This window comes from Mesorhizobium sp. LMG17149 (assembly GCF_024518695.1).
Taxonomy (GTDB): domain Bacteria; phylum Pseudomonadota; class Alphaproteobacteria; order Rhizobiales; family Rhizobiaceae; genus Mesorhizobium.
Genome location: NZ_JANIFL010000001.1, coordinates 474,295 through 487,999 on the forward strand (window position 1 = coordinate 474,295; position 13,705 = coordinate 487,999).

Annotated in this window: 10 protein-coding genes; 7 read left to right on the forward strand and 3 right to left on the reverse strand. The window is 62.4% G+C overall.

The genetic code is table 11. The annotated features are described in order from the left end of the window. Positions 1-55: 55 nt before the first annotated feature. The 3 genes from NP945_RS02280 to NP945_RS02290 form a co-directional block, all read right to left on the reverse strand. A complete protein-coding gene (locus NP945_RS02280) occupies positions 56-3,187 on the reverse strand; it encodes an efflux RND transporter permease subunit (RefSeq protein ID WP_127329405.1) in 3,132 nt (1,043 codons plus the stop codon). Next, on the reverse strand, positions 3,184-4,344 hold the full coding sequence (locus NP945_RS02285; protein ID WP_256745462.1) for an efflux RND transporter periplasmic adaptor subunit: 1,161 nt from the start codon (positions 4,342-4,344) through the stop codon (positions 3,184-3,186). The genes NP945_RS02280 and NP945_RS02285 overlap by 4 nt, the downstream gene beginning before the upstream one ends. A 193-nt stretch (positions 4,345-4,537) precedes the next feature. Further along, positions 4,538-5,365 carry a MurR/RpiR family transcriptional regulator gene (locus NP945_RS02290; protein ID WP_127318706.1) on the reverse strand — a complete coding sequence of 276 codons (828 nt, stop codon included), beginning with the start codon at positions 5,363-5,365 and terminating at the stop codon, positions 4,538-4,540. A 144-nt stretch (positions 5,366-5,509) separates the two neighbouring features. Between NP945_RS02290 and NP945_RS02295 the strand changes: the two genes are divergently transcribed. From NP945_RS02295 to NP945_RS02325, 7 genes are all read left to right on the forward strand, one after another. Beyond that, positions 5,510-6,328, forward strand: coding sequence for an N-formylglutamate amidohydrolase (locus NP945_RS02295; RefSeq protein ID WP_256745463.1), 819 nt, complete (start codon positions 5,510-5,512; stop codon positions 6,326-6,328). An 18-nt stretch (positions 6,329-6,346) separates the two neighbouring features. Next, positions 6,347-7,909: an amino acid permease gene (locus NP945_RS02300; protein ID WP_023810103.1), complete on the forward strand. Its 1,563-nt coding sequence runs from the start codon at positions 6,347-6,349 to the stop codon at positions 7,907-7,909. An 87-nt stretch (positions 7,910-7,996) separates the two neighbouring features. Beyond that, entirely contained in the window at positions 7,997-9,367 is a 1,371-nt protein-coding gene (locus tag NP945_RS02305) for a glutamine synthetase family protein (RefSeq protein ID WP_127268306.1), read from the forward strand. A 2-nt stretch (positions 9,368-9,369) separates the two neighbouring features. Further along, positions 9,370-9,732 (forward strand): hypothetical protein, encoded by a 363-nt coding sequence (locus NP945_RS02310; protein WP_256745464.1) that lies wholly within the window; start codon positions 9,370-9,372, stop codon positions 9,730-9,732. 17 nt (positions 9,733-9,749) lie between these two features. Continuing rightward, on the forward strand, positions 9,750-11,135 hold the full coding sequence (locus NP945_RS02315) for an aldehyde dehydrogenase family protein (RefSeq protein WP_256745465.1): 1,386 nt from the start codon (positions 9,750-9,752) through the stop codon (positions 11,133-11,135). Between the two features lie 17 nt (positions 11,136-11,152). Beyond that, positions 11,153-12,325, forward strand: coding sequence for an iron-containing alcohol dehydrogenase (locus NP945_RS02320; protein WP_256745466.1), 1,173 nt, complete (start codon positions 11,153-11,155; stop codon positions 12,323-12,325). A gap of 242 nt (positions 12,326-12,567) precedes the next feature. Further along, positions 12,568-13,674 (forward strand): ABC transporter substrate-binding protein, encoded by a 1,107-nt coding sequence (locus NP945_RS02325; protein WP_127809372.1) that lies wholly within the window; start codon positions 12,568-12,570, stop codon positions 13,672-13,674. Positions 13,675-13,705 lie beyond the last annotated feature (31 nt).

The following is a 13,705-nucleotide window of genomic DNA, read 5'->3' on the forward strand; positions in this document are numbered from 1 at the left end:
TATTTTTCTTACGAAATTCCGGACGAAAAACCGCTACACACTTTTCCTGGGATTTCTATTCAGCCGGCTCCACATTGGTGTAGGCGGCTTCCTCCAACTCGCGCTTCAGTCGGGCTTCCTCGTGGGTCTTCGGCGTGACGAAGCGGCCAAGCAGGAGATAGGCGACCGGCGTCAGGAACAGCGTCGAGACGGTGGCCAGCCCCAGGCCGCCGACGATGACCCAGCCGAGCGCGACGCGCGCCTCGGCACCGGCGCCGCTCGCCAGCACCAGCGGCAGGCCGCCGAGCACGGTGCAGATCATCGTCATCATCACCGGCCGCACGCGGATGATCGAGGCCTGTTCGATCGCCTCGCGCACGCCAAGCCCGCGGTCGCGCAACTGGTTGGCGAATTCGACGATCAGGATGCCGTTCTTGGCCATGACGCCGACCAAAAGCACCAGGCCGATCTGGCTGTAGGCGTTGAGACTGGTGCCCGAGAGGAGAAGCGCGAAAATCGCACAGGCCAGCCCTAGCGGCACCGTCGCCATGATGATGACGGCGCTGACAAAACTTTCGAACTGGGCGGCCAGCACCAAAAGGATGATGACCAGCGCGAAGCCGAAAATGGTGACCATGGCGCTGTTGGTCTCGCCCAGCGTCGCCGCCTCGGCCAGCGGCAGGATGCGGCTGCCTGGCGGCAGCAGCGGCGTGGCGATTTGCTCGGCGCGGGTGAGCGCATCGCCAAGCGCGAAGTCGCCGCTGAGGTTGGACGTGATCGCCACAGAGGGCTGCTGCTGTTCGCGCGACAGCGACGGCGGCACGGCGCGTTCGGTCAGCGTGGCGATGGTCGACATCGGCACGAAACGTCCGTCGGCTGTTTTCAGGAAGATGTTCTCCAGATCCGTCGGATCGTTGATCGGATTGGTGGTCGAGACCAGCTTCACGCCGTAGCTGCGGTCGGCGATGTAGACGTCGACGACATCGTTGCCGTCGAGCATGGCCTGCAAGGTGTTGGCCAGTCCTGATATATCGATGCCGAGGTCGGAGGCGCGCTCGCGATCGATGGCGACGGCGAGCTGCGGCTGCGTCGGGTCGATGGACAGGCGCGGTGTCTGGAAGCGCGGGTCCTTCTGCATCTCGGCGATGATCTTCACGGCGGCATCGCCGAGCGCCTTGCGGTCGTTGCCGACCAGCGCGAACTGCAGGCCGTTGCCGGCGCCGCGGATACCGAGGCTGTTGGGCTGGACCGGGAAGATGCGCACGCTCGGCACCTGCCTGGTCAGCTGGCTGATCTCGGCCATGATCTCCTGCTGGCTGCGGCTGCGCTCGTTCCACGGCGCCAGCGTCATCACCATGAAGCCGGAGTTGTAGGAGCCGTTCTGGCCGGCATTTTCGAAAGTGCTGCGGATCTCGCCGGAATCGCGCATCGGCTGGATCAGTCTCTCGATCTTCTGCATCTGCTGCGTGGTGTAGTCGAGGCTGACGCCTTGCGGGGCGCTGATGCGCAGAAGTACGGCGGCGCGGTCCTCGGTCGGCGTCAGCTCCTGGCGGATGGTGCCGAACAGCGTGAAGGCGGTGCCGGCGAACAGCACCGCGACCAGGAGTACGATCCATGGCGCGTCGAGGCAGGCGTGCAGGCTGCGCTTGTAGGCCGTATTGAGCGCGCCGCCGATGCGGGCGCCGATGCCATGGTCACCTTCGTGGTGGAGCGATGCGCCGGTCAGCATGCGCGAGGCGAGCATCGGGCACAGCGTCAACGCCACCACGCAGGACAAGAGCACCGACATGGCAAGCACGAAGCCGAATTCGCGGAACAAGCCGCCGGTCTGGCCGGGCAGGAACGAAATCGGCACGAAGACGGCGACCAGCGTCAAGGTGGTGGCAATAACGGCAAAGAACACTTCCTGCGCGCCAAGCACAGCGGCCGCACGCGGTCCCATGCCTTCGTTGCGTCGTCGCACGATGTTTTCGAGCACGACGATGGCGTCGTCGACGACCAGGCCGGTCGCCAGCACCAGCGCGAGCAGGGTCAGGATGTTGACCGAGAAGCCGGCCAGATAGATGGCGGCGATGGTGCCGATCATGGCGACCGGCATCGCCAGGCCGGGGATAAGCGTCGCGCGCCAGTCGAGGAGAAACACATAGATGACGATCAGCACCATGGTGACGGACAGGCCGAGCGCGATCTCGACCTCGTGCACCGCGCCCTTGACGAAGACCGCGTCGTCGCTGGTGATCTTGATCGACATGCCCTTGGGCAGGTTTTCCTGCAACTTGGCGACGGCGGACTGGACGCCGGTCGAGATGTCCAACGTGTTCGATTCCGCCTGGCGGATGACGCCGATGCCGATGCCGGTCTTGCCATCCGAACGCAATGTGGTCTGGCCGACATCGGGGCCGAGTGTGACGGTGGCGACATCGCGGATGCGCGTCGTGCCGCCGATGATGATGTTCTCGAACTCTCCCGGCGTGGTGACGTCGGCAGTCGTGCGGACGATCAGGTCCTGGTTGGTCGTGGTGATCGAACCGGCGGGGGAATCGAAGGCGACCGAGGCAAGGGCGGCCCTGAGATCGGCAACCGTGAAGCCGAGGCTGGCCAGCTTGTTCTGATCGACATCGATGCGGAAGATCTTGTCGCGGTCGCCATAGACCTGGACGTCGGCAACGCCGGGCACGGCGGCCAACTCGTCCTCGATCTGGTCCTGGACCACCACGGTCATGTCCTGGATCGACATGTTGTCCGAGGTCACCGCCAGCCGCATCACCGGGTCGGAATTGGCGTCGGCCTTGACGATGCGCGGCGGATCGGCGGTGTCCGGCATCTGGTTGGCGACGCGGCCGACGGCATCACGCACGTCCGAGGCGGCGACATTCAGATCGACGCCATCGTTGAACTCGATGGTGACGCGGCTTGAGCCGAATGAGGAAGACGACGAGATCGACTTGACGCCGGAGACGCGGGCGACGGCGCCCTCGATGGTGTCGGTCAGCTCGCGATCGACGGTCTCGGCCGCCGCGCCCTCGAAGGTGGTGGAAACGGTGACGACCGCGCGATCGACATCAGGCAGTTCGCGGATCTCGACGCCGTAGAAGGCGGCCAGGCCGGCGACCGCAATCAGTGTGTTCAGCACGAAGGCCATCACCGGCCTGCGGATGAACAGGGCGGTGAAGCCGGTCTCGCTGGCAGTGTTGGCGGGGCTGGTCATGTGCCTGCGGCGGCGTCCGCGGCGCGCTGCTCTTCACCTGCAAGGCGGACCGCGCCGCCCTCGCTGACGCTCTGGGTGCCCTCTGTGACCACCATGTCGCCATTGTCGATCTCGGCGTCGATCAGCACGGTCTCGGTGTTGCGCTGTATGATGCGCACCGGGACCCGCCTGGCTTTGCCATCCTCGATCTGCCAGACATAGGCGCCGTCCGACCCCCACAGGATCGCCAGCGGGCTGACGGCCGGATAGATTTGCCCCGGAAATTTCATGGTGATGCCGAATGACATGCCGGCGCGCAGCGAATCGGCAGGGTTGGCGATCTTGGCCTTGACCAGCAGGGTGCGGCTCTTTTCATCGATGTGGTTGTCGATGGCCGAAACGGTGCCGCTATAAGCGTTGCTGGGATTGGCGATCGGCGTCGCCGTCAATTGCGCACCGACCTTGACGGCGGCGGCGAAGCGCTCGGGCACCAGGAAGTCGACCAGGATAGAGGACCGGTCGTCGAGCGTGGCGATGGCCGACTGGTTGGTGACATAATTGCCGGCCGAGATCGGCAGGATGCCGACGGTGCCGGCGATCGGCGCCAAGATCGACCGGCGCTGCAGTGCAAGTTCCGCATCCTGAAGCGCCAGCTTGGCGCCGGCCAGCACCACCTCGGCGTCAGCCACGGCCACCGGGGTCGCGGCATTGGAGGCACGAAGCGACTTGACGCGGTCGAGCTTGGATTGCGCGTCCTGCAAGGCGAGCTTGGCACGGTCCTGAGAGATCACTTCGGTCTCGGAATCGAGGGTGGCGAGGATCTGTCCCTTATCGACGTGGCTGCCGGATTCGACCAGCAGTTCGGCGAGGCGGCCGGAGCTGTAGGGATTGACGGTCACCGAGGCGTTGGCACGGCCGGTGCCGATTGCCTGCAGGCGGTCGTTGATAACAGCTGAAGTGGCCGCCAGGGCGACCACGTTCACCCGCTGGTTGCCGTTGCGGCCGTCGGCCTGCCTCGCGTTCGCGGCGCCGCTTGCGGCCGGGGGCGTTGCCGCGTAGGCCCAGTCGATGCCCCAGCGTGCCAGCACGTCCGGCGCGCCGGGATAAAAGCGCAGCCAGGCGGCTGCCGCCACCCCCAGCACCACAAGTCCAAAAAGTATCTGTTTCCAGGCGGCCATCGGCACTCCGGTTGGTAAAACAATCCTTCCGTCTACCGGTTTCCCGAAATGAAGCAGACGCAGCGAGGCTATTGTAAGGCAAAGAAGCCGCCTCGATATCGCGTCTTTATGACAATTCTCCGGGGGCTGCGCACATTAAATATATGTAACCTTTGAGAAAATATGCGTAACGCTTTGGATCGTCGCACAGGCACTAACGCAGACTTTCCATCTCGCGAATGCGTTTGGCGCCTTCTGCTTCCAGTTGCCTGGTGACGGCGCCGATCAGCGTTTCGGCGACAACGAAAAGGGCAGCCGAAGAGTCCCATGCCGACGGCACCGCGGTTCGTCCGGCGATAACATGACGAGCAAAGCGGGCGATCGGCGACAGCCACTGGTCGGTGAACAGCACGATCTGGACGCCACGCTGATGCGCCTTCTCGGCGAAGCGGACGAGGCTGTCCTGGTAGCGCCTGATGTCGAAGATCACCAGCACGTCGCGCTTGCCCATGTCGATCAGCCGGTCGCGCCACATGCTCTCCTGCCCGGCGAGGTGAAAGACATCCGGCTGGATGACGGCGAGGTGGGCGGCCATGTAGCGCGCCAGCGGATCGGTGAAGCGACCGCCGATCAGGAATGTCTTGCCGCGCCGGTCGGCGAGCCGGGCGGCGATGTCGGCAAGCTGCCTGTCGGAGAGGTGCCTGAACGTCTCGCGCATATTGTCGAGCGTCGCTTCCAGCATCGGCGACGCCGTGCCGCCGCCGGGCGAGGGCGGGTTGAGCGTCCTTGTTGCCGGCGATTGCAGTTGCGCCGCCAGTTCGTCCTGCAGGCTCGACTGGAATTCCGGATAGTTCTGAAAACCCAGCCGGGCGACGAAACGCAGGATCGTCGGCGAGGAGACGCCCGCCGCGGCCGAGAATTCAGCGACCGTTTTCAGGCCGATCATCGGATAGTTGGCGATCAGTGTCTGGGCCGCGCGCCGTTCGCCGGCCGGCATCGTGCCGAGACGATCGGCGATCAGTTCGGCAATGCTGGAAATCATGTTTTCCCCACCTCTGGCTCGGCCGAAGGCCTTTTCCGAGATCGCATTTGACAAAGCCGGACAAACTGTATGAAATCATCCACAGGGACGCAATGAGGCAAAATACGTAACATACGATACAGCGCTCCCCGGGGACGGCAGAGTATGGAGAAAGCACGGCCCGCCAGCCTTGCATCGTCTGATACCGTGAGGGTGACGAACCCCGCCGGATCGAGCCCATTCGTGCTGACCTGCGATCACGCCTCGAACTACCTGCCGGCCGAATTCGGCACGCTCGGCCTTGCCGCCGAGGACCTGTCGCGCCACATCGCCTGGGATCCCGGCGCGCTGCCTGTTGCCCGCCGCATGGCGCAGGCGCTTGACGCGACTCTGGTCGAGACCCGCATTTCGCGCCTTGTCATCGACTGCAACCGGCCGCTCGACGCGCCCGACCTGGTGCCGCCGGTCAGTGAGACAACGGTCATACCGGGCAATGCCGGCCTGTCGGAAAACGAGCGGGCGGTACGTGTTGCCCTGTCATGGCAGCCTTTCCACGACACGGTTGCCGGTATCATCGACAACAGGCTGTCACATGGTCAGGAAACGCGGCTGGTTTCGGTCCACTCCTTCACGCCGGTCTACAAATCCAAAAACCGGCCCTGGCATATCGGCATCATCCACGACGAGGATCGCCGGCTGGCGGCGCCGCTGATATCGGCGCTGAAGCGGCTTGCCGGCGTCACCGTCGGCGTCAACGAGCCGTATTCGCCTGCCGACCGCGTCTATTTCACGCTGGAACGGCATGCGCGATCACGCGGCCTGCCTTGCGCGATGATCGAAATCCGCAACGACGAAATCGCCGGCGAGACCGGGCAGCGGAAATGGGCGGATCTGCTCACGGGCATTTTTTCGGATCTGGAGCCAGAGGAGGCCGGATATTCCAGATCGCCTTCAGTCGGAAAGTCAGTTCAATCGGCCAATTAGAACCACAGGGGAATGAAAATGGCAGGACCGGATTATACGGACGTTGACAAGAAGGAGGACCTGAAGGTTCTCCACGGCATGGGCTATGCCCAGGAATTGTCGCGAAGCATGAGCCGCTTCTCGAATTTCGCGATATCGTTCTCGATCATCTGCATCCTTTCGGGCGGCATCAACTCCTTCGCGCAAGCCACATCGTCGATCGGCGGCGCAGGTGCGGGCATCGGCTGGATCGTCGGTTGCTGCGTGTCGGGCTTCTTCGCCCTTGCCATGGCGCAGATCGCCTCGGCATTTCCGACCGCCGGCGGCCTCTATCACTGGTCGTCGATCCTCGGCAACCGCTTCACCGGCTGGCTGACGGCCTGGCTAAACCTGTTCGGTCTGATCACTGTGCTCGGCGCCATCAACATCGGCACCGCTTTCTTCTTCGTTGGAACATTCGGAAGCTGGTTCGGCATCACCGGCACGCCGGGCGAAATCGTCGGGTTTGTCGCCTTCATCACCGTGCTGCAGGCGCTGTTCAACCATTTCGGCATCAAACTGACGGCAATGCTCACCGATGCTTCGGGCTTTCTTATCCTGGGCGCAACAGCAGTGCTGATCGTGGCCTGCCTGGTGTTCGCACCGGCAATCGACATCAGCCGGCTGTGGACGTTCACAAACTATTCAGGCGATGCGGGCGGCGGTGTTTTTCCGCAAACCGACTCCATGAGCTACCTGTTCCTGCTCTGCCTGCTTCTGCCCGTCTATACCATCACCGGCTATGACGCCTCGGCCCACACCTCCGAGGAGACCGTCAAGGCAGCACACTCCGTTCCGCGGGCGATCGTTTCGTCGGTGCTGTGGTCGTCTCTGATCGGCTGGGTGATGCTGTGCGCAATCGTTCTCGCGATCCCGGACCTGGCTGCCGGCGCCAAGCAGGGATGGAGCGTATTCTTCTCGACAATGGATGCAATCCTGCCGGTGTGGCTGAAGGAACTGCTTTATTTTGCAATCCTGATCTCGCAATTCCTCTGTGGCCTCGCCACCGTGACCTCGGCTTCGCGCATGCTGTTCGCCTTCTCTCGCGACGGCGGCATGCCTGTTGGCTCCGCGGCTCTCGCCAAGGTCAACCCGACCTGGCGCACGCCGGTCAATGCGATCTGGACGGCCGCGATCCTCGAAATCCTGTATGTGTTCCTTGCCCAGTTTATTTCGATCGGCGGCACCAACATCTACACCATCGTCGTCAATTCGACGCTGGTGTTCCTGTTCCTGTCGTTCACAATCCCGATCGCACTCGGCATGGTCGCATTCGGCACGGCCAAATGGCCTAATCCTGGCCCGTGGAACCTGGGCGCCGGACTGTTCAAGCTCTTCTGTGCGCTGTCGATTGTCGGCATGGTGATCATCTTCTACATCGCCATCCAGCCGCCGAACGACAAGGTGCTTTACATCACCATAGGCTTCATCTTGCTGACCGCCGTGCTTTGGTTCGGTTTCGAGAACCGCCGCTTCCAGGGTCCGCCGATCGGTGACCAGATCGCCAAACGCCAGGCCGCGATCAGGGCAGCCGAGGTGGCTATCGGCGAAGCTGGCGCCTGACATCGCCCAATATGGCCATGGCCGGCCTCGCGCCGGCCATGGCTACGTTTATCCCTTTCAATCGACAAGCGCTGGAGTGCCAAAGGAATGGCCGGAAATTTCTCGTTCGATCAGTTGAAGAAAGCGGTCTCCAGCGGTGAGATCGACACCGTGCTGGCCTGCATCGTCGACATGCAGGGACGGCTGGCGGGAAAACGCTTCCTGGCGCAGTACTTCGTCGATTCCGCGCATGACGAAACGCATGGCTGTAATTATCTGCTGGCCGCAGACATCGATATGGAGCCGGTGCCCGGCTACAAGGCGGCGAGCTGGTCGAAGGGCTATGGCGACTTCGTCATGAAGCCGGATCTCGCCACGCTGCGGCGCATTCCCTGGCTGGAAAAGACCGCACTCGTGATCTGCGACGTGCTCGACCACCACACCCATGATGACCTGCCACATTCGCCGCGCGCCATCTTGAAGAAGCAGGTCAAGCGGCTGACGGAGCGCGGCTATATAGGCTATTTCGCTTCCGAGCTCGAATTCTATCTGTTCAACGAGACATACGATTCCGCCCGCAAGAAGCACTGGCAAGGTCTCGATACCGCTTCACCCTATATCGGCGACTACCAGATCGGTATCACCACCAAGGAAGAAGGCGTCATGCGCCGGCTTCGCAACGAGATGGAAGCGGCCGGCATTCCGATCGAGAATTCCAAGGGCGAGTGGGGTCCGGGCCAGGAAGAGATCAATGTGCGCTATGCCGAGGCGCTCGACATGGCCGACCGTCACGTCATCCTGAAGAACGGCGCCAAGGAAATCGCGGAGTCCGAGGGCAAGGCGATTTCGTTCATGTCCAAATACAATTACGGGCTCGCCGGCAATTCCAGCCACATCCACAATTCGCTGTGGAGCGCCGATGGCAAGACGCCGCTGTTCTTCGATAAGGCGGCCGACTGGACGCTGTCGACGCTTGGCCAGCAATGGGCCGCCGGCCAGCTCAAATACGCCAAGGAATTCACTTGGTTCCTGGCGCCCTACATCAACTCCTACAAGCGCTTCCAGGCCGGCACCTTCGCGCCGACCAAGATCATGTGGAGCGAGGATAACCGCACCGCCGGCTTCCGCCTGTGCGGCGAGGGCACCAAGGGCATCCGCATGGAATGCCGCATCGGCGGCGCCGATCTGAACCCGTATCTTGCGTTCGCAGCGCTGATCGCCGCCGGCCTTGCCGGCATCGACGAGAAGCTGGAATTGCAGAAGCCGTTCGTCGGCGATGCCTATCAGGCATCGCGCCTGCCGGAGATTCCGAAGACGCTGCGCGATGCCACCGAGACGCTTGCGAAGTCGAAGATGCTCAAGCAGGCGCTCGGCGAGGATGTGCTCGAACATTATGTCCACACCGCAAAGTGGGAGCAGCTTGAATACGACCGCCGCATCACGGATTGGGAACTGCACAGAGGGTTCGAGCGGTACTAGGGATGGATTGGAACAAGCGCCATCGCAGCTACGATATGTCAGCGGCGGAGTGGGTCGCGCTTGCTCCAAACGAACTGGATATCGATGCAGTCGGTCTATGGCAGGTTATTCCTGTAGGCCGACATGAATTTGGTCTCGATGGCGAAGATCTTGCGACGTTCACCAGGACGGCTCTGAAGGGCCTCCTGGCGAGGGGAGCAATTCCGATAACCGGTCGGGACAAGAGCTGGGTCGTGGAACACAAGTATGGGACAGGACCGGAAGAGATAATCGAGACTATCGTGAAGATTTGGCTGTCGAAAAATATGCGCGATCCGGATGTTGAAGACGTCTGGTTCGGCACGACAGCTGTGTTGGAAGAATGAAGTTCAGGAGCGTTTAATTGGAAACCGTAAAACTTAAATCCCCGGTCGATGGCTCGATCTATGCCGAGCGGCCCGTGGCAACGGACCAGGCAATCAATGCAGCGGTGGAACGCGCCAAGGCGGCGCAAGAGAAATGGGCTGAGACGCCGATCGTCGAGCGCGGCAAGTACATGCTCGCCATGCTGGAAGCGCTGGTCGCGATATCAGACGAGATCGTGCCGGAGATCGCCTGGCAGATGGGGCGGCCCATACGCTACGGCGGTGAGTTCGGCGGCGTCAGGGAACGCACCACCTACATGGTCGAGATCGCCGAGCAGGCGCTCAAGTCGGTGCCTGCCTCCAACCCGAAGGACGGCTTCCGCCGCTATGTGAAGAAGGACCCGCTCGGCGTGGTCATGGTGATCGCGCCGTGGAACTATCCTTACCTCACCGCCGTCAACACCATCGTGCCGGCGCTGATGGCCGGCAACACCGTGATCCTCAAGCACGCGGCGCAGACGCTGCTGGTCGGCGAGCGCTTCCAGCAGGCTTTCGACAAGATCGGCCTGCCCAAGGGCGTGTTCCAGAATGTCGTGCTGAATCACGCGCAGACCGAAAGGCTGCTCGGCTCGGGCAAGATCGACCACGTCAATTTCACCGGTTCGGTCGGTGGCGGCCGCGCCATCGAAAAGGCTGCGGCCGGCACCTTCATGACGCTCGGCCTCGAGCTTGGCGGCAAGGATCCGGCCTATGTGCTGCCGGACGCCAAGATGGATCATGCGATCGCCAATCTGGTCGACGGCGCCTTCTACAATTCCGGCCAGTGCTGCTGCGGCATCGAACGCGTCTATGTGCACGAAAAGGTCTATGACGAATTCGTCGAAGGCTTCATCGCCGAGACCAAGAACTATGTCGTCGGCAACCCGCTCGACCAGGCGACGACGATGGGACCGATGGCGCAGGCGCGCTTCGCCGACCTGATCCGCGAACAGAAGGCCGAAGCGCTGCGCAAGGGTGCCAAGGCGCACATCAATATGAAGGTGGCTAACGACAAGGCGGGTTCGCCTTATCTAGCACCGGAAGTGCTGACCAATGTCGATCATCAGATGAGCGTCATGCGGGAGGAAAGCTTTGGCCCGATCGTCGGCATCATGAAGGTGCGCAACGACGAAGAGGCGATCGCGCTGATGAACGACAGCCCCTACGGGCTGACCGCTTCGATCTGGACGCGCGATACCGAGCATGCCGTGGCGATCGGCAACCGCGTCGAGACCGGCACGGTGTTCATGAACCGTTGCGACTACCTCGATCCGGCACTGGTCTGGACCGGCGTCAAGGACACCGGCAAAGGCGCGGGCTTGTCGGCCATCGGCTATGACAATCTCACCAGGCCGAAATCATTCCATCTGCGCGAAGCCATCTGATTTATTGAAAGACAAAAATGCCCAAGCTGATCTCCAAATGGAACTATCCCACCACCGTCCGCTTCGGCGCAGGGCGCATCAAGGAATTGCCCGAGGTATTGACGGCCACCGGTATCAAGCGGCCGTTGTTCGTCACCGATCCTGGCCTGGCGAAACTCCCGGTCGTCGCCTCGACCCTAGAGATCCTCGACGATGCGAAGGTCCCTTACGGCGTTTTCTCCGAGGTCAGGCCGAACCCGGTCGAATCCAACCTGACCGCCGGCATCGCCGTGTTCAAGAAGGGCAAGCATGACGGCGTCATCGCCTTCGGCGGCGGTTCGGCGCTCGATCTCGGCAAGCTGATCGCCTTCCAGGCCGGGCAGGTCAGGCCGGTGTGGGATTTCGAGGATGTCGACGACTGGTGGACGCGCGCCAATTCCGATGCGATCGCGCCGATCATCGCCGTGCCGACCACAGCCGGCACCGGATCGGAGGTCGGCCGCGCCGGCGTCATCACCAATGAGGCGACGCACACCAAGAAGGTCATCTTCCATCCGAAACTTCTACCGGCAATCGTCATCGCCGATCCGGAACTGTCGGTCGGCATGCCCGGCTTCATCACCGCCGGTACCGGCATGGATGCGCTGGCCCATTGCCTCGAAGCCTATTGCGCGCCCGGCTACCATCCGATGGCCGACGGCATCGCCGTCGAAGGTGTGAGGTTGGTCTTCGAGAACCTGCCGAAGGCCTATGCCAACGGCGGGGATCTCGTTGCGCGTGCCCATATGATGAGCGCCGCCGCCATGGGCGCCACCGCCTTCCAGAAAGGGCTCGGCGCCATCCATTCGCTTTCGCACCCGGTCGGCGCGCTCTACGACACCCATCACGGTATGACCAACGCGGTGTTCATGCCCTATGTTCTGGCCTTCAACCGGGACTCCATTGAGGAGCGTATCGGCCGGCTCGCCGCCTATTGCGGCATCAAGGGCGGCTTCGACGGCTTCGCCAAAGCCATCATCAAGCTTCGCAAGGAACTGAAGGTGCCGCATGCACTGCCCGGCCTTATCAAGGGGCTCGACATGGACAAGAAGCGTAAGACGCTGATCGCCGATATGGCGGTGGTCGATCCGACTGCCGGCGGCAACCCGGTCAAGCTGACCAAGAAGGCGGCGCTGACCTTGCTCGAAAACGCCATCGCCGGCACGATCTGAGGCGTTTTCCGCGCCGCAAAGTGATCTGAAAAGGGGCTATGAAAACAAGGGGGAGGATGACGGGCAAGGCAAAAACTAGTTAGCCGGAAAAAGAATCGCGGAGCGATTGCTACATCAGGTTAAAAAGAGTTTACTTTTTCGCACTGCGAGCAGCCGCTTTCACAAAGCTTTCATCTGGCTGTCACATGAAAACGATACCGCATCGCAGGCGTCCAACGGCGTCAGTTCAACGGAGAGAACACATGTTCAAATTCACGGGGAAAGTGCTTTCCCTTTCGGCCGCGGCGCTTTTCGCGTCGACGGTGATTTCGTCCGCGGATTCGCTGGACGATCTCGTCAAGGCCGCCAAGGCGGAAGGCCAGCTCACCACCATCGCGTTGCCGCATGACTGGTGCGGCTACGGCGACGTCATTGCAGGCTTCAAGGCGAAGTATCCGGAAATCACCGTCAACGAACTCAATCCCGATGCCGGTTCCGGCGACGAGATCGAGGCGATCAAGGCCAACAAGGACAACAAGGGCCCGCAGGCGCCCGACGTCATCGACGTCGGCCTGTCCTTCGGCCCGACCGCCAAGGCTGATGGCCTGATCCAGCCCTACAAGGTGTCGACCTGGGACTCGATCCCCGACAGCGCCAAGGATGCCGAAGGTTTCTGGACCGGCGACTATTACGGCGTGCTTTCCTTCCAGGTGAACAAGGATCTCGTCAAGGAAGCTCCGGCCGACTGGGCCGACCTGCTGAAGCCGGAATTCGCCAACTCGGTGGCCCTTGCCGGTGATCCGCGTGCCTCGAACCAGGCGATCCAGGCGGTTTATGCCGCCGGCCTGTCGTCAGGCGCCGCCGCTGGTGAAGCTGCCGGTACCGCTGGCCTCGACTTCTTCAAGAAGCTCAATGCCGCCGGCAATTTCGTGCCGGTCATCGGAAAGGCCGCGACGCTCGCCCAGGGCCAGACCCCGATCCTCGTCACCTGGGACTACAACGCGCTCGCAGGCCGCGACACGCTGAAGGGCAATCCGCCCGTCGACGTCGTCGTGCCGAAGACCGGTGTTGTCGCCGGTGTCTACGTGCAGGCGATCAGCGCCTACGCGCCGCATCCGAATGCAGCCAAGCTCTGGCTCGAATACCTCTACTCCGACGAAGGCCAGATCGGCTGGCTGAAAGGCTATTGCCACCCGATCCGCTTCAACGATCTCGCCAAGAACGGCAAGATCCCGGCTGACATCCTGGCCAAGCTGCCGCCGGCCGAAGCCTATGCGTCCGCCGTGTTCCCGACACTCGAGGAGCAGGGCAAGTCCAAGGAAGCCATCACCAAGAACTGGGATGCCGTCGTCGGCGCCAACGTGAAGTAACTCACACCATGCCGGGCGGCTTCGCGGCCGC

Coding starts and splice junctions, on each gene's coding strand:
- NP945_RS02305 (WP_127268306.1), top strand. CDS start 7,997: ATGGCCGGAAATTTCTCGTTCGATCAGTTGAAGAAAGCGGTCTCCAGC.
- NP945_RS02300 (WP_023810103.1), top strand. CDS start 6,347: ATGGCAGGACCGGATTATACGGACGTTGACAAGAAGGAGGACCTGAAG.
- NP945_RS02320 (WP_256745466.1), top strand. CDS start 11,153: ATGCCCAAGCTGATCTCCAAATGGAACTATCCCACCACCGTCCGCTTC.
- NP945_RS02285 (WP_256745462.1), bottom strand. CDS start 4,344: ATGGCCGCCTGGAAACAGATACTTTTTGGACTTGTGGTGCTGGGGGTG.
- NP945_RS02310 (WP_256745464.1), top strand. CDS start 9,370: ATGGATTGGAACAAGCGCCATCGCAGCTACGATATGTCAGCGGCGGAG.
- NP945_RS02325 (WP_127809372.1), top strand. CDS start 12,568: ATGTTCAAATTCACGGGGAAAGTGCTTTCCCTTTCGGCCGCGGCGCTT.
- NP945_RS02290 (WP_127318706.1), bottom strand. CDS start 5,365: ATGATTTCCAGCATTGCCGAACTGATCGCCGATCGTCTCGGCACGATG.
- NP945_RS02280 (WP_127329405.1), bottom strand. CDS start 3,187: ATGACCAGCCCCGCCAACACTGCCAGCGAGACCGGCTTCACCGCCCTG.
- NP945_RS02295 (WP_256745463.1), top strand. CDS start 5,510: ATGGAGAAAGCACGGCCCGCCAGCCTTGCATCGTCTGATACCGTGAGG.